General features: G+C 73.5%; 22 protein-coding genes. 21 read left to right on the top strand and 1 reads right to left on the bottom strand.

The window, feature by feature from the left end; all coding sequences use genetic code 11:
* The 21 genes from ACXJKG_RS09475 to whiG all read left to right on the top strand — a co-directional run.
* The coding region (locus ACXJKG_RS09475; protein WP_456845514.1) for an AAA family ATPase at positions 1-1,103 on the top strand (1,103 nt) is incomplete at its 5' end.
* Positions 1,104-1,216: 113 nt separating this feature from the next.
* Complete coding sequence (locus ACXJKG_RS09480; RefSeq protein WP_456845515.1) at positions 1,217-1,546, top strand: hypothetical protein; 330 nt, start codon at positions 1,217-1,219, stop codon at positions 1,544-1,546.
* A gap of 45 nt (positions 1,547-1,591) precedes the next feature.
* Positions 1,592-2,785 carry a signal recognition particle-docking protein FtsY gene (gene ftsY / locus ACXJKG_RS09485; RefSeq protein ID WP_456845516.1) on the top strand — a complete coding sequence of 398 codons (1,194 nt, stop codon included), beginning with the start codon at positions 1,592-1,594 and terminating at the stop codon, positions 2,783-2,785.
* A gap of 155 nt (positions 2,786-2,940) precedes the next feature.
* Positions 2,941-4,248, top strand: a complete 1,308-nt coding sequence (locus tag ACXJKG_RS09490) for an ammonium transporter (protein WP_456845517.1) — start codon at positions 2,941-2,943, stop codon at positions 4,246-4,248.
* On the top strand, positions 4,248-4,589 hold the full coding sequence (locus ACXJKG_RS09495) for a P-II family nitrogen regulator (protein WP_056093079.1): 342 nt from the start codon (positions 4,248-4,250) through the stop codon (positions 4,587-4,589). The genes ACXJKG_RS09490 and ACXJKG_RS09495 overlap by 1 nt, the downstream gene beginning before the upstream one ends.
* Before the next feature lie 22 nt (positions 4,590-4,611).
* Positions 4,612-6,408 carry a [protein-PII] uridylyltransferase gene (locus ACXJKG_RS09500; RefSeq protein ID WP_456845518.1) on the top strand — a complete coding sequence of 599 codons (1,797 nt, stop codon included), beginning with the start codon at positions 4,612-4,614 and terminating at the stop codon, positions 6,406-6,408.
* 35 nt (positions 6,409-6,443) lie between these two features.
* Positions 6,444-8,033: a signal recognition particle protein gene (gene ffh / locus ACXJKG_RS09505; RefSeq protein WP_456845519.1), complete on the top strand. Its 1,590-nt coding sequence runs from the start codon at positions 6,444-6,446 to the stop codon at positions 8,031-8,033.
* Positions 8,034-8,040: 7 nt separating this feature from the next.
* On the top strand, positions 8,041-9,135 hold the full coding sequence (locus tag ACXJKG_RS09510) for an amidohydrolase family protein (RefSeq protein ID WP_456845520.1): 1,095 nt from the start codon (positions 8,041-8,043) through the stop codon (positions 9,133-9,135).
* A 174-nt stretch (positions 9,136-9,309) separates the two neighbouring features.
* Complete coding sequence (gene rpsP, locus ACXJKG_RS09515) at positions 9,310-9,735, top strand: 30S ribosomal protein S16 (RefSeq protein WP_456845521.1); 426 nt, start codon at positions 9,310-9,312, stop codon at positions 9,733-9,735.
* Positions 9,735-9,974: an RNA-binding protein gene (locus ACXJKG_RS09520; protein WP_055922281.1), complete on the top strand. Its 240-nt coding sequence runs from the start codon at positions 9,735-9,737 to the stop codon at positions 9,972-9,974. Before rpsP ends, ACXJKG_RS09520 begins: the two co-directional genes overlap by 1 nt.
* A 98-nt stretch (positions 9,975-10,072) precedes the next feature.
* The gene (rimM, locus tag ACXJKG_RS09525) at positions 10,073-10,630 is read left to right on the top strand and encodes a ribosome maturation factor RimM (protein ID WP_456845522.1); all 558 of its coding nucleotides are present in this window, start codon (positions 10,073-10,075) and stop codon (positions 10,628-10,630) included.
* 1 nt (position 10,631) lies between these two features.
* Complete coding sequence (gene trmD, locus ACXJKG_RS09530; RefSeq protein ID WP_456845523.1) at positions 10,632-11,411, top strand: tRNA (guanosine(37)-N1)-methyltransferase TrmD; 780 nt, start codon at positions 10,632-10,634, stop codon at positions 11,409-11,411.
* 200 nt (positions 11,412-11,611) lie between these two features.
* Positions 11,612-11,980, top strand: a complete 369-nt coding sequence (gene rplS / locus ACXJKG_RS09535; RefSeq protein ID WP_456845524.1) for a 50S ribosomal protein L19 — start codon at positions 11,612-11,614, stop codon at positions 11,978-11,980.
* 197 nt (positions 11,981-12,177) lie between these two features.
* Positions 12,178-13,035 carry a signal peptidase I gene (gene lepB, locus ACXJKG_RS09540; protein ID WP_456845525.1) on the top strand — a complete coding sequence of 286 codons (858 nt, stop codon included), beginning with the start codon at positions 12,178-12,180 and terminating at the stop codon, positions 13,033-13,035.
* Positions 13,032-13,772 (top strand): ribonuclease HII, encoded by a 741-nt coding sequence (locus ACXJKG_RS09545; RefSeq protein ID WP_456845526.1) that lies wholly within the window; start codon positions 13,032-13,034, stop codon positions 13,770-13,772. Before lepB ends, ACXJKG_RS09545 begins: the two co-directional genes overlap by 4 nt.
* A gap of 57 nt (positions 13,773-13,829) precedes the next feature.
* Positions 13,830-14,153 (top strand): DUF2469 domain-containing protein, encoded by a 324-nt coding sequence (locus ACXJKG_RS09550; RefSeq protein WP_055922267.1) that lies wholly within the window; start codon positions 13,830-13,832, stop codon positions 14,151-14,153.
* Between the two features lie 115 nt (positions 14,154-14,268).
* A complete protein-coding gene (locus tag ACXJKG_RS09555; protein WP_456845527.1) occupies positions 14,269-14,625 on the top strand; it encodes a YraN family protein in 357 nt (118 codons plus the stop codon).
* Positions 14,626-16,149, top strand: coding sequence for a YifB family Mg chelatase-like AAA ATPase (locus ACXJKG_RS09560; RefSeq protein WP_456845528.1), 1,524 nt, complete (start codon positions 14,626-14,628; stop codon positions 16,147-16,149).
* A complete protein-coding gene (gene dprA / locus ACXJKG_RS09565) occupies positions 16,146-17,357 on the top strand; it encodes a DNA-processing protein DprA (RefSeq protein WP_456845529.1) in 1,212 nt (403 codons plus the stop codon). Before ACXJKG_RS09560 ends, dprA begins: the two co-directional genes overlap by 4 nt.
* A 199-nt stretch (positions 17,358-17,556) precedes the next feature.
* Positions 17,557-18,489: a tyrosine recombinase XerC gene (locus ACXJKG_RS09570; RefSeq protein ID WP_456845530.1), complete on the top strand. Its 933-nt coding sequence runs from the start codon at positions 17,557-17,559 to the stop codon at positions 18,487-18,489.
* Positions 18,490-18,509: 20 nt separating this feature from the next.
* Complete coding sequence (gene whiG, locus ACXJKG_RS09575) at positions 18,510-19,448, top strand: RNA polymerase sigma factor WhiG (RefSeq protein ID WP_456845531.1); 939 nt, start codon at positions 18,510-18,512, stop codon at positions 19,446-19,448.
* 148 nt (positions 19,449-19,596) lie between these two features.
* On the opposite strand, the gene ACXJKG_RS09580 is transcribed toward whiG, so the two are convergent.
* Positions 19,597-20,091 (bottom strand): murein hydrolase activator EnvC family protein (locus ACXJKG_RS09580; protein ID WP_456845532.1); only part of this gene is annotated, 495 nt, incomplete at its 5' end.

Consider the following 20,091-nt stretch of genomic DNA (forward strand, 5'->3'; position numbering starts at 1 on the left):
CCCAGACGGAGCGTGTCGCACGCGAGCGCGCCGCCGAGCGCGAGCGCGCACGGTCGCGGCAGGCCACCGTCGCCCAGGCCGTCCGCGACGGGGCCACGCAGGCGCTGGTGGTGCTGGACGAGTCGCTGCGGCGCGCGTCCGCCGAGCGCGACGCCGCCGAGGTCKCCCGGGGGGAGCGGGACCGCGAGGTCACGGCCGCCCGCGCCGAGGTGGACGTCCGCGCCGCCGAGCTCGCGCAGCTCACCGACGTCGCGCACCGGGACGAGGTCGCCCGCACGCAGCAGCGCCTGCGGATCGAGGCGCTCCAGTCGCGGGCGGTCGACGACCTCGGCCTGGACCCCGCCGTCCTCCTGGAGGAGTACGGCCCGCACCAGGACGTCCCCGTGATCCCCCTGCCGGGCGCGGAGGTCGACCCGGAGGCGCCGACCGCGGTGCCGTACGTGCGCGAGCAGCAGGAGAAGCGACTGCGCGCCGCCGAGCGGGCCCTGTCGCTGCTCGGACGCGTCAACCCGCTCGCGCTCGAGGAGTTCGCCGCGCTCGAGGAGCGTCACCAGTTCCTGGTCGAGCAGCTGGCGGACCTGAAGAAGTCGCGCACGGACCTGCTCGAGATCGTCAAGGAGATCGACGAGCGGGTCGAGCAGGTGTTCGCCGAGGCGTACCGCGACACCGCCGCCGCGTTCGACGTCGTGTTCCCGCGGCTGTTCCCGGGCGGCGAGGGTCGGCTGGTGCTCACCGACCCCGACAACATGCTGACCACCGGTATCGAGGTCGAGGCCCGACCCGCCGGCAAGAAGGTCAAGCGGCTGTCGCTGCTGTCCGGCGGCGAGCGGTCGCTGACCGCCGTGGCGCTGCTCGTCGCCATCTTCAAGGCCCGGCCCAGCCCGTTCTACGTCATGGACGAGGTCGAGGCCGCCCTGGACGACGCCAACCTGGGCCGGCTGCTCGAGATCTTCAAGGAGCTCCAGGAGGACTCGCAGCTCATCGTCGTCACGCACCAGAAGCGCACCATGGAGATCGCCGACGCCCTGTACGGCGTGACCATGCGGGGCGACGGCGTGACCACCGTGATCAGCCAGCGGATGCGCGAGGACGTCGCGGTCTGAGCAGCGGTGGCCCGTTCGGGCCGCTCGTCCGGCGTGTGGAGATTGTGTGCGGTTTGCCGCTCCCTGTGCGTGGGGCGCTCCCGCATCCAGGTTCGGCACGGACACTGGATGTCATGGCCATCCTCGTCGCGATCGTCCTGGCACTTCTCGTCGCCGCCGGCGTCCTCCTCGCCGCGAGCATCACCAGCTCCTCGCGCGGCGACGGCGAGTCGCCGCTGCAGGCCTTCCGCGGCGGCTGGGTGGCGCGCAAGCACCCCGACGCCGACCAGCGCGCGGCCGCCGCGGCCGCCTCGGTCGAGCCGGTCGACATGTCGCTGGCCCAGTTCCTGCGGGAGACGGTCGACGAGGGCGAGGCGTACCTGCAGGTGGACGACCTGGCCGCCACGCTGCAGCGGGCCCGTGACAAGGCCGTCGGGGTCCTGCCCGGCAACCATCGCCGCTGACGCGTCGGCTCGCTTCCGTAGCCCGCCGCCCGACAGACTGTCCCGGTGACCAACGAGACGCTCGAGATCCTCCTGGCCGCCGGCATCCCGACGGCCATCGCCGTCGCGCTGGCGACCGTCTTCGTGCGGCGACGCCGCGGCTCGACGACCGACGAGGCCCCGCCCGAGGTCGACGTGCCGGCCCAGGCGCCGGCCCCGACCGTCGAGACGCCCGCCGCCGAGACGGCGCCCGAGGTCGAGACCGCGCCCGAGGTCCTGCCCGAGGAGGCCGAGGCCGCACCGGCGCTCGACGTCCCGGCACCGACCGCCGGACGCCTGTCCCGCCTGCGCGACCGGCTCGCCCGTTCCGGGTCGCCGCTGGGCGCCCGGCTCCTCGCGGTGCTCTCCAAGGACCACCTCACCGAGGACGACTGGGACGAGCTCGAGGAGACGCTGCTGCTCGCCGACGTCGGCGCCGGTCCCACGGGCGAGCTCATCGACGCCCTGCGCACCCGCGTCCGGGTCGAGGGGCTCAAGGACCCCGCCCAGGTGCGTGCCGTCCTGCGCGAGCAGCTGCTCGCGCTCGTCGACCCGTCCCTCGACCGCAGCCTGCACACCGCGCCCGGCGCGGCGGCCGACGGCTCTCGGGTGCCCGCGGTCGTCCTCGTCGTCGGCGTCAACGGCACGGGCAAGACCACGACCGTCGGCAAGCTCGCCCGCGTGCTCGTCGCCGACGGCAGGACCGTCGTGCTGGGCGCCGCGGACACGTTCCGGGCCGCCGCCGCCGACCAGCTGCAGACCTGGGGCTCCCGGGTGGGCGTGCACACGGTCCGGTCGGACCGCGACGGCGCCGACCCCGCCGCCGTGGCCTTCGACGCCGTGCGCACGGGCCGCGCGGAGGGGATCGACGTGGTGCTCGTCGACACCGCCGGCCGGCTGCAGAACAAGGCCGGGCTGATGGACGAGCTGGGCAAGATCACCCGCGTGATCACGCGGGAGGCGCCGCTGTCCGAGGTGCTCCTGGTCCTCGACGCGACCACCGGCCAGAACGGTCTGAACCAGGCGCGCGTGTTCAACGAGGTGGCCGGCGTGACCGGCATCGTGCTGACCAAGCTGGACGGCACGGCGAAGGGCGGCATCGTCGTCGCCGTGCAGCGCCAGCTGGGTGTCCCGGTCAAGCTCGTCGGCCTCGGCGAGGGTCCGGACGACCTGGCCCCGTTCGACCCGGAAGCCTTCGTCGACGCGCTGCTCCAGGGCTGACGTTCCTGGACGACCGCTCACCACGAAACCGAACGTTTACCTGCGCGTGAGGTTTGTCACGTCGACGTAACGTCCCCCGTCCACGGCCGAAACCCGCCTCATCGACTGTAATCCCGACCAGCCACCCCCGGCTGGCGAGTGGAGAGGCGATCTCGATGGAATTCGCTTTGGACAGCGGGAACACGGCGTGGATGCTCACCGCCGCGTCGCTCGTGCTGCTGATGACGCCGGGGCTGGCGTTCTTCTACGGCGGCATGGTGCGCGGCAAGAGCGTCCTGAACATGATGATGATGAGCTTCGCGGCGATCGGCGTCGTCGGGCTCATCTGGGTGCTCTACGGGTACTCCGGCACGTTCGGCCCTGACCTCGGCGGCGGCTGGCTCGGCAACCCGTTCACGTACTTCGGCTTGCAGAACTTCACGGACGACGACAGCCTGATGGCGTCGACGGGCGTGCCGTTCCTCGTGGCCGCCGGCTATCAGGCGACGTTCGCGATCATCACGGTCGCACTCATCTCCGGCGCCATCGCCGACCGCCTGAAGTTCAGCGCGTGGCTGATCTTCTCGGCCATCTGGGTCACGGTCGTCTACATGCCGCTGGCGCACTGGGTGTGGGGTGGCGGCCTGCTGAGCGCGACCGGCATCACCGAGGGACTCTCGACCCCGATCGACTTCGCCGGTGGAACGGTCGTCCACATCGACGCCGGTGTCGCGGGCCTGGCGCTCGCCATCCTGCTGGGCCGCCGCAAGGGCTGGCCGAGGGAGCCAATGCGGCCCCACAACCTGCCGTTCGTCATGCTCGGCGCCGCTCTCCTGTGGTTCGGCTGGTTCGGCTTCAACGCCGGCTCGGAGTTCGGTGCCGACAGCACGGCCGGTCGCGCCTGGCTCAACACCATGCTCGCCACCTGCGTCGCCATGCTCGCCTGGCTCGCCACGGAGAAGCTGCGTGACGGTCACGCGACGTCGCTCGGTGCGGCGTCGGGCGTCGTCGCCGGTCTGGTCGCCATCACCCCGGCCGCCGCGGCGGTCGACACGTGGGGTGCGATCGCGGTCGGCCTCGTCGCCGGCGTGCTCTGCGCCCTGGCGGTCGGTCTGAAGTTCAAGTTCGGCTTCGACGACTCGCTCGACGTCGTCGGCGTGCACGCCGTCGGTGGCCTCGTCGGTACGCTCCTGATCGGCTTCTTCGCCACCGACAAGAACGGCGGCTGGTACCCGGACGGGGCCATGAACGGGCTCTTCTACGGCGGCGGGCTCACGCAGCTGGCCACGCAGGCCATCGTCGCGGGCTGCGCGGTGCTCTTCAGCTTCACGGCGACCTACGTCATCGCGCTCATCCTCAAGGCGACCATCGGTCTGCGGGTGTCCGACGAGGCCGAGGTCGGCGGTATCGACCTGGCTGTGCACGCTGAGACCGCATACGAGACGCTGGGCGTCGGCGCCCGTGTCGTGACGGAGGTGAAGTGATGACGAAGCTCGTGACGGCTGTCATCCAGCCGCACCGGCTGGACGATGTGAAGTCGGCCCTCGAGGCGGCCGGCGTCCGAGGTCTCACCGTGAGCGAGGCCAGCGGCTACGGCCGCCAGCGCGGTCACACCGAGGTCTACCGCGGTGCCGAGTACACGGTCGACCTGGTCCCCAAGGTCAAGATCGACGTGCTCGTGTCCGACGCCGACGTGGTCAGCGTGACGGACGTCATCGTCCGCGCCGCGCAGACCGGCAAGATCGGCGACGGCAAGGTCTGGGTCGTGCCGGTCGAGGACGTGGCTCGCGTCCGCACCGGTGAGCACGGCGACGACGCCCTCTGATCAGGACGGTCGACCGCCACACATGACACAGGAACGGCCGCCCGCGGGGGGCGCGGCCGCGAACGGGTCGCCCGAGGTCCCGCACCCCGCGATCGGGGTGCGGGACCTCCGCGTCGAACGGCTCGAGCTCGCCGCCGGCCTGACGGGCCCCGGCGCTGACGGCATCGCGCGCCGCGCCGCGATCGTCGAGCTGGTCGTCGGCCGGCTGCGCGAGCAGTGGGAGATCGCGACCCAGGGCGAGGACGTGTCCGGCATCGCGCTGGGCGCCGTCGGCAGCGTCGGGCGCGGCGACGCCAGTCCGGTCAGCGACCTCGACCTGCTGCTGGTGCACGAGGGGCGCGGGCACTCTCCGGAGGAGCTCTCGGCCCTGGCACAGAAGCTCTGGTACCCGATCTGGGACGCGGGGCTGGACCTCGACCACTCGGTGCGGTCGCTCGCGCAGTGCCGCCAGGTCGCGTCCAAGGATCTCCCGGCGGCGGTCGGGCTGCTCGACCTGCAGCCCGTCTCCGGCGACGTCGTCGTCATCGCCCGCGCCAAGTCCGCGCTGCTCGAGGACTGGCGCTCGGCCGCTCGTCGACGGCTCCCCGAGCTGCTCGCCTCCACCCGGCAGCGCGCCGAGCGCCACGGTGAGCTCGCCTACCTCATCGAGCCGGAGCTCAAGGAGTCGCGCGGCGGCATCCGCGACGCCGTCGTGCTGAGCGCGCTGGCCGCCACGTGGCTGACCGACCGCCCGCACGGCGCCGTCGACATGGCGTACGCCCACCTGCTGGACGTCCGCGACACGGTCCAGGTGGTGACCCGTCGGCACACCAACCGGCTGCTGCTCGCGGACCAGGACGAGGTGGCCGCGCGCGTCGGCTTCGACGACCGCGACGACCTCCTGGCGAGCATCGCCGAGGCGGCCCGCGTCATCTCCTACGCGCTCGACACCACCGTGCGCAACGCMCGYCAGGCCCTGCAGCGGCCGGCSCGCGCGACGATGCTGGTGCGCGGTCGGCGCACCGCCCCGCGCCTGCKGACGATCGCGGAGGACCTGGTCGAGCACGACGGCGAGATCGTGCTGGCGGTCGAGGCCCGCCCGGCGGAGGACCCGCTGCTGTCCCTGCGCGCGGCCGCGACGGCGGCTCGGACCGGGCTGAGCCTGTCGCCCGTCACGGTCGCGAGCCTCACGGCCACCCCGCCGTTGCCGACGCCGTGGCCCAAGGCCGCGCGGACCTACCTCCTGCAGCTCCTGGGGTCGGGACCCGCGCAGGTGCCCATCTGGGAGGCGCTCGACCTCGCGGGGGTCGTGACCACCTGGATCCCCGAGTGGGCGGCGGTGCGCAACCGGCCGCAACGCTCGTCGATCCACCGCCACACGGTCGACCGGCACCTCGTGGAGGCGGTCGCGCGGGCCGGCCGCGACAAGCGCGTGGTCGAGCACGGCGACACGCTGCTCCTCGCGGCCCTGCTGCACGACATCGGCAAGCGGGCGGGCGCCGGCGACCACTCGATCGAGGGCGCGCGGCTCGCGGGACCGATCGTGCTGCGGATGGGGTTCGACGACCAGATGGCCGCMGACGTCACGCGGCTCGTGCGCGAGCACCTCACCCTGTCGGAGCTGGCCACCACGGCGGACCCGGACGACCCGACGACGATGGCGCGCCTGCTCGACGCCGTCGACCACCGCCCGGACATGCTGGTCCTGCTGCGCGCGCTGACCGAGGCGGACGCGGGCGCCGCCGGCCCGCAGGCGTGGAGCACGTGGCGCGCCACGCTCGTCGACGACCTGACGGCACGGGCCACCCGTGAGCTGGCGGGTACGCTAGGCCGTCCGTGAAATCGTAAGAACCCCCGAAGCGTGAGGACCGCCAGGTGTTCGCCACCCTGTCCGACCGACTGACGTCGACCTTCAAGAACCTGCGTACCAAGGGCCGTCTGTCCGAGGCGGACATCGACGCCACCGTGCGCGAGATCCGCCGGGCGCTGCTCGACGCCGACGTCGCCGTCCCGGTCGTCCGTTCGTTCACCGGTGCCGTGCGCGAGCGCGCGCTGTCGGCCGAGGTGTCCGGTGCGCTCAACCCGGCGCAKCAGGTCGTCAAGATCGTCAACGAGGAGCTCGTCGCCATCCTCGGTGGCCAGACGCGCACGCTGAACCTCGCCAAGAACCCGCCGACCGTCATCCTGCTCGCAGGTCTGCAGGGTGCCGGCAAGACGACGCTCGCCGGCAAGCTCGCGCTGCACCTCAAGGGGCAGGGACACACCCCGCTGCTGGTCGCGGCTGACCTGCAGCGGCCCAACGCCGTCACGCAGCTCCAGGTCGTGGGGGAGCGTGCCGGCGTCCCGGTCTTCGCCCCGCACCCCGGCAACCAGGGCAGCGACGACGTCATGCCGTTCGGTGCCGACCCGGTCGCGGTCGCCCGCGAGGGTCTCGCGACGGCCAAGTCCAAGCTGCACGACGTCCTGATCGTGGACACGGCCGGCCGCCTCGGCGTCGACGCCGAGCTGATGCAGCAGGCGTCGGACATCCGCGACGAGCTGGACCCCGACGAGATCCTCTTCGTCATCGACGCGATGATCGGTCAGGACGCGGTCACCACGGCGCAGGCGTTCCAGGACGGGGTCGGGTTCACCGGCGTCGTGCTGACCAAGCTCGACGGCGACGCGCGCGGTGGTGCCGCGCTCTCGGTGGCCAGCGTCACCGGCAAGCCGATCATGTACGCGTCCACCGGTGAGAAGCTCAACGAGTTCGAGGTGTTCCACCCGGACCGCATGGCGTCCCGGATCCTCGACATGGGCGACATCCTCACGCTCATCGAGCAGGCCGAGAAGGCGTTCGACGCCGGCCAGGCCGAGGAGATGGCGGGCAAGCTCGCCGCCGGCCAGGACCTCACGCTCGAGGACTTCCTCGTGCAGATGCAGCAGCTGCGCAACGCGGGCCCGCTGAAGAAGATGATGGGCATGCTCCCCGGCATGGGGCAGATGCGGGAGGCGCTCGACAACTTCGACGAGCGCGAGGTCGACCGCATCGAGGCGATCATCCGGTCGATGACCCCSGCCGAGCGCCGCACGCCGCGGATCATCAACGGGTCGCGCCGCTCGCGCATCGCCGCSGGCTCGGGCACCAAGCCSAGCGACGTCAACCAGCTGCTSGAGCGCTTCGACGGCGCGCAGAAGATGATGAAGCAGATGGCCAAGGGCGGCGGCATGCCGGGCATGCCCCCGGGCATGGGCAACCTGCCGGGCATGGGCGGCAAGAAGTCGCGCGGCCGCCAGGCGCCGGCCCGCAAGGTCAAGGGCAAGTCGGGCAACCCGGCGCGCCGCGCCGAGCAGGAGCGCGGCATCACGAGCCGTCCTGCGGCTCCGGCCGGCTCCGCGTTCGGGATCGCCCCGACGCAGCCCGAGGCCGCCCCCACGGAGCTCGAGCTGCCTGCCGGTCTGGACCGTTACCTCGGCGGACGCTGAGGGTTCGGTGCTCCTCCACCTGCGCGGCACCGTCGTGCTCGACGACGAGCGCGAGGCGGGTGACGCGTGGGTGGTCGACGGCCGTCTCACGTTCGAGCGGCCGGCTTCGGTTCCGGATGCCGTGCTCGAGGGATGGATCCTGCCCGGCCTCGTCGACGTGCACTGCCACATCGGCCTGGCCTCGGACGGCCCGGTCGACGACGGGACCGCGGAGAAGCAGGCGCTCGCCGACCGCGACTCCGGGGTGCTGCTCGTCCGCGACGCAGGCTCTCCTGCCGACACCGGGTGGGTGCACGCCCGCGACGACCTGCCGCGCCTGATCCGCGCGGGGCGGCACCTCGCCCGCCCCAAGCGGTACCTGCGGCACTACGGCCGAGAGCTCGCCGACGTCGCCGAGCTCCCGGGCGCCGTCCGCGAGGAGGCCGCGCGCGGCGACGGCTGGGTCAAGCTGGTCGCCGACTGGATCGACCGCGACCTCGGCGCCGGCGGCGACCTGCGCCCGCTCTGGCCGRCCGACGTGCTCGCCGACGCCGTGGCCGCCGCACACGCCGCCGGCGCCCGCGTGACCGCCCACACCTTCGCCACGGAGGCGCTCGACGCGCTGCTCGACGCCGGCGTCGACTGCCTGGAGCACGCCACGGGCGCGACGCCCGACCAGATCGACCGCATCGCCGCCGTCGGGATCCCTGTCACCGCAACCCTGCTGCAGATCGGTCAGTTCGAGGCCATCGCCGCACAGGGCTCCCGCTACCCGCTGTTCGCCGCCCGGATGCGCGCGCTCCACGAGCACCGGTACGCGCTGGTCCGCGACCTGCACGACGCGGGCGTGCCCGTGCTCGTCGGCACCGACGCGGGCGGGACGATCGGGCACGGCCGGATCGCCGACGAGGCCGCCGAGCTGGTCCGCGCCGGGCTCCCCGCGCGCGAGGTGGTGGCCGCCGCCAGCTGGCGGACGCGCGCGTGGCTCGGCGCCGAGGGGCTCGACGAGGGGGCGAGCGCGGACGTCGTCGTCTACGCCGAGGATCCCCGGGCCGACGTCCGGGTCCTCGCGGACCCGCGCGCGGTGGTGCTCCGGGGAGAGGTTGTCGTCGACCGCCTGTGACCTGCGGGACATGGTTGGGAGCGGCCCGCCGCATCTGGCACAATGGTCGGCTGTACCCGGCGCTTGCAGCCCCTCTACCTGCATTCGTCGTGTCCCCGACCAGACCTGCGCGCCCAACCCCACGGGCCATGCGCGGCGAGGTCACCACAGCAGACATCAGGAGAAGACCACACCGTGGCCACCAAGATCCGCCTCAAGCGTCTCGGCAAGATCCGCGCTCCGTACTACCGCATCGTCGTCGCCGACTCGCGCACCAAGCGCGACGGCCGCGTGATCGAGGAGATCGGCAAGTACCACCCCACCGAGGAGCCCTCGTTCATCGAGATCACCTCGGACCGTGCCCAGTACTGGCTCGGCGTCGGCGCGCAGCCGACCGAGCAGGTCGAGGTGCTCCTCAAGATCACCGGTGACTGGCAGAAGTTCAAGGGTCTCCCGGGCACCGAGGGCACCCTGCGCACCAAGGCCGACAAGGTCGACCCGAAGGCCGCCATCGACGCCGTCGCGCTCGACGCCGAGAAGGCCAAGGCCAAGGCGTCGGAGAAGAAGGCCGCCGCTGCTGTCGAGGCTCCGGCCGAGACGGTCGAGGACGAGCAGGCCTGATGCTCGCCGACGCTCTCGAGCACCTGGTGCGTGGCATCGTCGACCACCCGGACGACGTCCGCGTGAACGCGTCGACGCTGCGTCGTGGGGACCTGCTCGAGGTGCGCGTGCACCCCGACGACCTCGGCCGGGTCATCGGCCGCGGTGGTCGTACGGCCCGCGCCCTGCGCACCGTCGTCGGCGCGCTCTCGACGGACGGCGCGGTCCGTGTCGACGTCGTGGACGTCGACCGGCGCTGACCGACGCGCGCTGACTGATCGCGCAAGGCCCGGTCCCCTAACCTGGGGACCGGGCCTTCGCCATGACCGATGAACCGTGCCCCAACGTGAGGACTCCCATGCAGCTGACCGTCGCGCGGATCGGCCGTGCCCACGGCCTGCGCGGAGAGGTCGCCCTCGACCTGCGCACCGACAACCCCGACGAGCGGTTCGTCGTCGGGGCCGTGCTGTCCACCGAGCCCGCCGCGCGCGGCCCGTTGACGGTCGTCGGCACACGGACCCAGCAGGGCCGCTGGTACGTGACGTTCGCGCAGATCAACGACCGGACCACGGCCGAGGCGATGCGCGGCACCGAGCTGGTCGTCGACGAGGACACCTCCGACGAGGACGACGCCTGGTACCCGCACGAGCTCGCGGGCCTGCGCGCGGAGCACGTCGAYGGCCGGGTGCTCGGCGAGATCATCGGCCTCGAGCACCTCCCTGCCCACGACATGCTCGTCCTCCGGGAGCCCGACGGTGCGCGCACGCTCGTGCCGTTCGTGCGCGCGATGGTCCCCGTGGTCGACGTCGCCGGCGGTCGTGTGGTCCTGGACCCGCCGGGCGGCCTGCTCGCCTCCGACGCGGCCAACCTGGTGGTCTCCGACGAGACGGTGTCACCCCGAGACGCAGACGACTGACGTGCGCATCGACGTCGTCTCGATCTTCCCCGAGTACCTGGCCCCGCTCGAGCTGTCCCTGGTGGGCAAGGCGCGCACCGGCGGGCTGCTCGACCTGCGCGTCCACGACCTGCGGGACTGGACGAGCGACCGCCACCGGACCGTCGACGACACCCCGTTCGGCGGCGGCGCCGGGATGGTCATGCGGCCCGACGTGTGGGGGACCGCCCTGGACGAGCTGGTCGACGACGGCACGCACCTCCTGGTGCCGACGCCGTCGGGCGAGCCGTTCACGCAGCGGACCGCCGAGGCGCTGGCGGGGGAGAGCCACCTCGTCCTCGCGTGCGGCCGGTACGAGGGGATCGACGCGCGCGTGGCCGAGCACTACCGCTCGCGGGTGCGGGTGACCGAGTTCTCGCTCGGCGACTACGTGCTCAACGGGGGAGAGGTCGCGGCGCTCGTCGTGGTCGAGGCGGTCGCCCGGCTGCTGCCCGGTGTCGTCGGCAACCCGGAGTCGCTGGTCGAGGAGTCGCACGGCGCGGCCGGCCTGCTGGAGTACCCGGTCTACACCAAGCCGCCGACGTGGGCCGGGCTCGACGTCCCCGACGTGCTGCTGTCCGGGCACCACGCCCGGATCGCGCGCTGGCGGCGTGACACGGCTCTGCAGCGCACCGCCGAGCGCCGTCCGGACCTCGTCGGAGCCCTGCGGGTCGACGAGCTCGACGCGCACGACCTCGCGCTGCTCGCGACGCTCGGCTGGACGCCGGTCGACGGACGCCTGGTCCAGGACTCGATTACCTGACGGTCGGGCCGGTGTGGCAGACTGGTCCGTTGGTGCGCGCAGGTCGCGTCTCTGCCACAGGGGAGACGAATCACGACCACCCGGGGATCGCCCGGACGCACCGGACCACCAGACCAAGGACGCCGGTCCTGCCCTGCGGGGCGGCCGTGACGTCCTCGACGACGTTCCTGACCTGTGGCAGGGCGGGGAAGTGACATCACATGCACACGCTCGACAGTGTCGACGCAGCATCGCTGCGCACCGACATCCCGGCCTTCCGCGCCGGTGACACCCTCAAGGTCAACGTCAAGGTCGTCGAGGGCAACCGCTCGCGCATCCAGGCGTTCCAGGGTGTCGTCATCCGTCGCCACGGCGACGGCGTCCGCGAGACGTTCACGGTCCGCAAGGTCAGCTTCCAGGTCGGCGTCGAGCGCACGTTCCCCGTGCACTCCCCGAGCCTGGAGTCGATCGAGGTCGTGACGCGCGGTGACGTGCGCCGCGCGAAGCTGTACTACCTGCGCAAGCTCCGCGGCAAGAAGGCCAAGATCAAGGAGAAGCGCGAGTTCGCTCCCGCTGCCAAGAAGGCCTGAGCCTTCCTGTGCGACGTCCCGACGGGCGGTCACCGATCCGGTGGCCGCCCGTCGGCGTCCCCGGGCGGCGCCGGTGCTGGTCACGCCCGGATGCACCCCGCGGGCACGGGTCACGACGGCGCGAGCGTGCGAACCGGGGCGAATCTCGGCCGCCGGTCGTGTGCGCGTCAKGGCGTCCCGCGTGCGAGAGTGTGCGGGTGATCGACCGACCCGCCCGAGACCTCGACGAGGACTCGTCGCCCACGTCGTGGCCGGGCCAGGCGGCCCCGAGCGGCGAGCCGGCCGGTTCCGCGCCCGGGCTCCCGGACGTCACCGAGGCGGCGGGGGACGGGTCGTCCGAGCCCCCCGCGTCCAGCCGACGGCACGCCGCCGCCCGCCGTCCGAGCGGGGCGGGCTCGCTGCTGCGCGAGACGGTGATCATCCTCGTCAGCGCCATCGTCCTGTCGCTGCTGGTCAAGACGTTCCTGGTGCAGGCGTTCTTCATCCCGAGCCAGTCGATGCACGACACCCTGATCGAGCACGACCGCATCCTCGTCAGCAAGCTCACGCCCGGACCGTTCGACCTGCGCCGCGGGGACATCGTCGTCTTCAAGGACCCGGGCGGGTGGCTGCCTGCCGACGTCGCCCCCGACCCCGGTCCCGTGCGCGGTGCGATCAACGACGCCCTGACCTTCATCGGGCTCTACCCGGCCGACGCCAACGAGCACCTGGTCAAGCGCCTCATCGGGCTCCCCGGCGACCACGTGGCGTGCGCGGGGCCGGGCGAGCCGGTCACGGTGAACGGCGTCCCGCTCGACGAGCCGTATCTCGCCGYCGGCGTGCAGCCCTCCGACATCGCCTTCGACATCACCGTGCCCGCGGACAGCATCTGGGTGATGGGCGACAACCGCTCGCACTCCTCCGACTCCCGCTACAACCAGGGCAAGCCCGGGGGCGGCTCCGTGCCTATCGCCAACGTGGTCGGCATGGCCTTCGTGACCGTCTGGCCGATCGAGCGCGTCGGGCTCCTGCACAACCCCACCAGCACGTTCGCGGACGTGCCCGACCAGCCGTGACCGTGCTCGAGGCGTCCCGTCGCCCGGCAGCGCCGCGACCGGCGCCGCACCTGCGGCACGAGCGGCTCCTCCTGCGCGACGGTGCGCGGCTGCTGGCGGGGATGGACGAGGTCGGCCGAGGGTCGCTCGCGGGTCCCGTCAGCGTCGGCGTGGTCGTCGTCGACGCGACGACGCGGTCGGCCCCCAAGGGTGTCGCCGACTCCAAGCTGCTCGCACCGGCGGCCCGGACGAGGCTGCTGCCCGCGCTCAGCCGGTGGGGCGTCGCCCGTGCCGTCGGGCACGCGAGCGCCGACGAGATCGACGCGATCGGGATCATCGCCGCGCTGAGGCTCGCCGGGAACCGCGCGCTGGCCGCGATCGCCGCGACGATCGGCCCCGTGGACGTCGTGCTGCTCGACGGCTCCCACGACTGGCTGAGCCGCCCCGCCCAGGCCGACCTCTTCACGCTCGACGACGAGCCCGAGGCGCCGGCTCCCCGGGTGCACATGCGTGTGAAGGCCGACCGGACGTGCGCGTCGGTGGCGGCGGCGAGCGTGCTGGCCAAGTGCGAGCGTGACGCGCTGATGGTCGGGCTGTCGGCCACTCACCCCGCCTACCGCTGGGACGAGAACAAGGGCTACGCGTCGCCCGAGCACATGGCCGCCCTGCGCGAGCTGGGTCCGAGCGTCCTGCACCGACGCTCGTGGCGGTTGCCGGGGACCGGGGACGACCAGCTCCCCGACGACGACGCGTTCTGACGGTTCGCCGCGTGGCGTCGCGCGGCCGCGGGCTCGGGCATGGGGGATGATGTCCCGGTGAGCGCGGAGGACCTGGAGAACTACGAGACCGACATGGAGCTCGCGCTGTACCGCGAGTACCGCGACGTCGTGGGGCTCTTCTCCTACGTCGTGGAGACGGAGCGGCGGTTCTACCTGGCCAACCAGGTGGACCTGCAGGTGCGGTCCGCCGCCGGGGAGGTCTACTTCGAGCTGACGCTCGCCGACGCCTGGGTCTGGGACGTGTACCGCTCCGCCCGGTTCGTGAAGTCGGTGCGCGTCGTGACGTTCAAGGACGTCAACGTCGAGGAGCTGGCCAAGGCCGAGCTGGATCTCGGGGGCAGCGCGGGCTTCGCCCGCTGATCGGCGCTCGCCGAGGCGTCCACAGCCCACGCGGCTGACTCCCTCCCGCACAGACCGCCGTCCGGCCGTCGACGCCCGGTCAGGGGCTGGCAGCGTCGTGCGCGGAGGTGGTCCGGTGCGCGCGAAGGACGCAGTGGGGCGGTACGGCGAGGACGTGGCGGAGGCGCACGTCCGAGATCGCGGCTGGGACGTGCTGGACCGCAACTGGCGGACCCGGGACGGTGAGCTCGATCTCGTCGCGCTCGACGGGGACGAGCTGGTCGTCGTGGAGGTCAAGACCCGGCGGTCGATCTCGTTCGGGTACCCCGCGGAGGCGGTGACCGCACGCAAGCTCGCGCGGGTCCGGCGGCTCGCGGCGCAGTGGCTGGCCGCGCACGACGTGCACCCGAGGTCGGTCCGGATCGACGTCATCGCCGTGATCCTCCCGGCGCGGGGCGCCGCGCAGATCGACCATCTCGTCGGGGTGGTCTAGGTGGTGCTGGGGCGCACCCTGGGCGTCGCGCTGGTGGGCCTGACCGGCCACGTCGTGGAGGTGGAGGCTCATCTGGCGCCGTCGCTCCCGGCGTTCACGCTGGTGGGCCTGCCGGACGCCTCGCTGGCGGAGTCACGGGACCGGGTCCGGGCCGCGGTCACCTCCTCGGGCCTCGCGTGGCCCAACCGGCGCATCACCGTCAACCTCTCGCCCGCCACCCTGCCGAAGTCCGGCTCGGGGTTCGACCTCGCGATCGCCGTCGCCACGCTCGCCGGTGCGGAGGCGATCGACGCGGCCGCGACGGTGGGTGTGGTGCACCTCGGCGAGCTGGGTCTCGACGGCCGGCTCCGCCCGGTGCGGGGCGTGCTGCCCGCGGTCGCGGCAGCGGTCGCGGCCGGTCGGCCACGAGTGGTCGTCGCGGAGGCGAACGCCGCCGAGGCGCGGCTGGTCCCCGGGGCGCAGGTGATCGGTGCCGCGAGCCTCGCGCAGGTGGCCGCCGGCTACGGGGCCAGTCTCGACGTCCCCGCGGTCGCGGCGGTGGCCACCGACGCCGTCGCCGCCCGGCCGGACGCCGCCGTCCTGGACCTCGCCGACGTCGTGGGTCAGCCGGAGGCCCGGGCCTGCCTCGAGGTCGCGGCGGCCGGCGGCCACCACCTGCTGATGGTGGGACCGCCCGGCACGGGCAAGACCATGCTGGCGGCCCGCCTGCCCGGTCTGCTGCCCGACCTCTCCGAGGCGGACGCCGTCGAGGTCACGGCGGTGCACTCCGTGGCGGGCGCGTTCGACCCCGGTGGCGGCCTCCTGCGCCGACCGCCCTTCGAGGACCCGCACCACACCGCGACCCCGGCGAGCGTGGTGGGCGGGGGCTCGGGCATGCCGCGGCCCGGCGCGGCGTCGCGGGCTCACCGGGGGGTGCTGTTCCTGGACGAGGCCCCCGAGTTCTCCACCGCGGTGCTGCAGACCCTGCGTCAGCCGCTGGAGCACGGCGAGCTCGTGCTGCACCGCGCCGCCGGCACCGCTCGTTACCCTGCGCGGTTCCAGCTCGTCCTCGCCGCCAACCCGTGCCCGTGCGGCCAGGCGGTGGGCAAGGGGCTCGCGTGCACGTGCCGTGCCGAGCAGCGGCGCCGCTACTTCGGCAAGCTGTCCGGGCCTCTGCTGGACCGCGTGGATCTCCAGGTCGAGCTGGGACTGTCGCGGGCAGGTGCGTCGGCCGGGGAGTCGACGACCGTTGTCGCCGCGCGGGTGGCCGGCGCGCGCCTGGCGCAGGTCGAGCGGCTCGCGGGCACGCCGTGGCGCACCAACGGGGACGTCCCAGGCGGGTGGTTGCGCGACCGGCTCGGCGCCGACCGGTCGCTGGTCTCCGACCTCGACCGCGCGCTCGATCGCGGCACGCTGAGCCTGCGGGGCGTCGACAGGGTGCTGCGCGTCGCGTGGACCCTGGCCGACCTGGCGGGGCGCGCGGCTCCCGGGCGTGCCGATGTCGGTCAGGCGCTGCTGCTGCGTACGCGCGGGCACGGCGCATGAGCGACGACACGGCCGACGTGCTCGCGCGCACGACGTGGAGCGCGCTGGTGGAGCCGGGGGACACGGTCGCCGGAGCGCTGGTCGGGCTCCTGGGTGCCGCGGAGGCGCTCGCGTGGGTCCGGGCCGCGGTCGACGCGGGAGGTCGGCCCGATGTCGGTCGGCTCGACGAGGGTCGGGGACCGCTCGCACCCGCGGACGTCAGCAGGATCGGTCGGGCGCTGGAGCGCTGGGCGGCCCGGTTGCCCGACTGCGACCCGCTGCGCGACCTCGAGCGGCTGTCCCGGCTCGGTGGTGCGGTCCTGGTCCCGGGGGACGCCCGGTGGCCGAGCGCGCTGGACGACCTCGGCGCGGAGGCCCCGTTCTGCCTGTGGGTCCGGGGCGAGCTCGATCTCGCGACGTCGACGGCGCGGAGCGTGTCGATCGTCGGATCGCGTGCCGCGACGTCCTACGGCGAGCGGGTCGCGTTCGACCTCGCCGACGGCGTGGTGGGTGCGGGCGTCTGCGTCGTCTCGGGCGGCGCCTACGGCATCGACGCGGCGGCTCACCGTGGTGCGGTCGCCCGCGGCGGGCCGACGCTCGTGGTGCTCGCCGGCGGGGTGGACCGGGCCTATCCGGCCGGCAACGCCCGCCTGCTCGAGGCGGTGGTCGCCGGCGGGGGAGCGCTGGTCTCGGAGGTGCCACCGGCCAGCCTGCCCACCAAGAGCAGGTTCCTGCAGCGGAACCGGTTGATCGCCGCCGCGGGCCGGGCGACCGTCGTCGTGGAGGCGGCATGGCGTTCGGGGGCGATGAGCACCGCGCACCACGCCGCCCGGCTCCTGCGTCCCGTCGGTGCGGTGCCCGGCCCCGTGACGTCGATGGCGTCGGCGGGCTGTCACCGCCTGCTGCGGGAGGGCGTGGCCGTCTGCGTCACCGACGCCACCGAGCTGCGCGAGCTCGCGGCCCTCAGCACGGCGGACCTCGCCGCCGCCGTCGCGGCCGAGCGGGCCGCCGACGACCGGGCGTCGCGTCCGAGCGACGGGCTCGACCCGGTGTCCCGGCGCGTGCTCGACGCGATGCCGCGCCGCGTCCCGGCCGACCTCGACCGCGTGGCGAGCGTCGCGGGCGTCTCCGTGGCCGAGGCGCGGGGGGCTCTGGGCGTCCTCGAGCTCGACGGCTGGGTGGTGCGGCGGGACGGCGGGTGGTCGGCGGTGAGTCGTTCCTCACCATGACGGCCCAGGCGTTGTCCAGAAGGCGCGCCGAAAAGGACTTCTTGAGTGCAGGGGTGAGGCGATCCGCGGGTGAAAAAATCGCGCAACCGGGCATTTCTTGGTCGGCGAATCGGACATTGCGCCGGGATTCGCCCAACGTTAGGCCGGCCAGGTGAATTCACTGCTTGTTCCCGGCTGTGTTTCAGGTCACCGTACTCACATGGACGTGGCCGAGATCACTGCAGGGGCGCCGAATCGCGTGCGCCTCCTGTCGGAGTTCTCGGCGCACCTGGGTGCCCAGCGCGGATTGTCGGCGCACACCATCCGCGCCTATGTCGGGGATGTCGACCTTCTTCTCGGCTATGCGTCGCGGCACGGCCGGACAACTCTCGACTCGATCGATCTCGCTGTCCTGCGCGGCTGGCTCGCCTCCATGGCGACCACGCAGCGCAGCCGCGCGACCCTCGCCCGCCGAGGCGCCGCCGTCCGCACGTTCTTCGCCTGGGCCACCCGCACGCACCGGATCCCGGTCGACCCCGCGCTTCGTCTCGCGACCGCCCGGACCGCCTCGCCCCTGCCGACCGTCCTGCGCGTCGAGCCCGTCACGCAGATGCTCGACCTGGCCCGTGACCGTGCCGCCGACGGCGACGCGCTCGCGATCCGCGACTGGGCGCTCCTCGAGCTCCTCTACGCCACGGGCGTCCGCGTCGGCGAGGTCTGCGGCGCCGACCTGGGCGACCTGGACGTGCACGAGCGGACGCTGCGGGTCGTCGGCAAGGGCGACAAGGAGCGGGTCGTCCCGTTCGGCAAGCCCGCCGCGACGGCGCTGAGCGCCTGGCTCGAGCGTGGCCGCCCGCAGCTCGTCCACCCCGCCTCGCCGCCGGCCGTGTTCCTCGGCCTGCGCGGCGGGCGTCTCGACCAGCGCCAGGCGCGCACGGTCGTCCACCAGTCCGCCGCCCTCGCGGGCGTCGACGACGTGGCGCCCCACGCGCTCCGTCACACCGCAGCGACCCACCTTCTCGAGGGTGGGTCCGACCTGCGCAGCGTCCAGGAGCTCCTCGGCCACGCCAGCTTGGCCACGACGCAGCGCTACACGCACGTCTCCGCCGACCGACTGCGGTCGGCGTTCCAGCAAGCGCACCCCCGAGCATGACGCACAAGATGGAGTCGACGATGACGACGCAGCTGGACGCCGCCTTCCCGGTGCGCACCCGTATGACGAGCACGGCCCCCGAGGGCGTCATCCCGCAGCCGTGGCCGTCGTCCGGCGACCAGCTCGCCGCGCCGACCGTCCCGATCACGCGCGGGGTCCCGACCCCTCGCGGCCCGGTCGCTCCGAGTCGTTCGGTCGAGGAGGTCGACGCCCTGTGGTCGGACTACAAGGCGACGGAGTCCCCCCGGGCGCGTGAGGGCCTGATCCTGCACTACGCCTCCCTGGTGTCGGCGGTCGCCGGCCGGGTGGGGATGCGGCTGCCCAGCACCGTCGAGCAGGCCGACCTCGTCTCCTACGGCATGTTCGGTCTCATCGACGCCATCGAGAAGTACCAGACCGACCGTGCGGTGAAGTTCGAGTCCTACGCGTCGTCCCGCATCCGCGGCGCGATCATCGACGAGCTGCGCGCGATGGACTGGGTCCCGCGCTCGGTCCGCACCAAGGCTCGTTCGGTCGACCGCGCGTACGCCGAGCTCGAGGCCAAGCTGCACCGGACCCCGACCGAGGACGAGGTCGCCCGCCACCTCGAGATGCCGGTCGAGGACCTCCGCGCCATCTACTCCCAGCTCTCGACGGTGAACGTGGCCGCCCTGGACGAGCTGCTCGGCGGCGGCGACGACCGCCCCGGCGGCGTCTCGCTGGTGGACACCCTCGGCGACGAGCGCACGCTCGACCCCGCCGGCTCGATCGAGGCCGCCGAGACGAAGTTCCTGCTGGCCCGCGCGATCGAGTGCCTGGGCGAGCGCGAGCGCATCGTCGTCGTCCTCTACTACTACGAGGGCATGACCCTCGCCGAGATCGGCCGCGTGCTCGGTGTCACCGAGTCGCGCATCTCCCAGATGCACACCGCCGCCATGATCCGGCTCCGCACCCGCCTCCTCGAGGCCGAGCGCGTCTGACCGCGCCGGGCGGGCCCAGCTCGCCGGCGTCGGACCCGTTCGTCGTCCGTCCTGGACGGGCAGCGGCGTCTCTCGGATCGGTCAGCGTCCGAGAGGCGTCGCACCAGGCGGTGCTCGGGTCGCCGCACCAGACCTCGACCGCGCCGTCTCAGTGGGACCCGCGCGGTCCGGCGGTCCCGTCGCCGACACGAGCGTCCAGGGGTAGCAGCACCACCGGGCCTGCGCCCGGCAGCAGCGTGAACGGGTCGACGTACTCGTCGCCCACCCGCGCGCCCCAGTGGAGGCACGTGCCCGGCGCGCAGTGCGACCCCTCGGGTGTCACGAGGCCCAGCGGCTCGCCGCCCTCGACGGCGTCGCCCGCCCGGACGGCGGCCAGCACCGGCTCGATGCTCGACCGGCGACCACGCGCGTCGGTCACCGTGACGACTCCCCGACCGGCGACGGTGCCCGCGAACGAGACGACGCCGGCGACGGGGGAGAGGGCCTGCGCTCCGGGTGTCGTGCGCAGGTCCACTCCGCGATGGCCGGCCGCCCAGGGCTGCGGCGGAGCCTCGAACGCCCGCGCGACCTGCGGCGGTCCGGGCAACGGGAGGCGGTAGGTGCCGGCCGTCGCGGCCGGCGGGTCGGGCGGACCGGCGGAGCC

This window comes from Cellulomonas sp. P5_C6, from assembly GCF_054049635.1.

What these genes read in the sequence shown, in the direction of transcription:
- ACXJKG_RS09495 (WP_056093079.1), top strand. Translation starts at nt 4,248, where the DNA reads ATGACGAAGCTCGTGACGGCTGTCATCCAGCCGCACCGGCTGGACGAT.
- ACXJKG_RS09520 (WP_055922281.1), top strand. Translation starts at nt 9,735, where the DNA reads ATGCTCGCCGACGCTCTCGAGCACCTGGTGCGTGGCATCGTCGACCAC.
- ACXJKG_RS09570 (WP_456845530.1), top strand. Translation starts at nt 17,557, where the DNA reads ATGGACGTGGCCGAGATCACTGCAGGGGCGCCGAATCGCGTGCGCCTC.
- ACXJKG_RS09490 (WP_456845517.1), top strand. Translation starts at nt 2,941, where the DNA reads ATGGAATTCGCTTTGGACAGCGGGAACACGGCGTGGATGCTCACCGCC.
- rplS (WP_456845524.1), top strand. Translation starts at nt 11,612, where the DNA reads ATGCACACGCTCGACAGTGTCGACGCAGCATCGCTGCGCACCGACATC.
- whiG (WP_456845531.1), top strand. Translation starts at nt 18,510, where the DNA reads ATGACGACGCAGCTGGACGCCGCCTTCCCGGTGCGCACCCGTATGACG.
- dprA (WP_456845529.1), top strand. Translation starts at nt 16,146, where the DNA reads ATGAGCGACGACACGGCCGACGTGCTCGCGCGCACGACGTGGAGCGCG.
- ACXJKG_RS09480 (WP_456845515.1), top strand. Translation starts at nt 1,217, where the DNA reads ATGGCCATCCTCGTCGCGATCGTCCTGGCACTTCTCGTCGCCGCCGGC.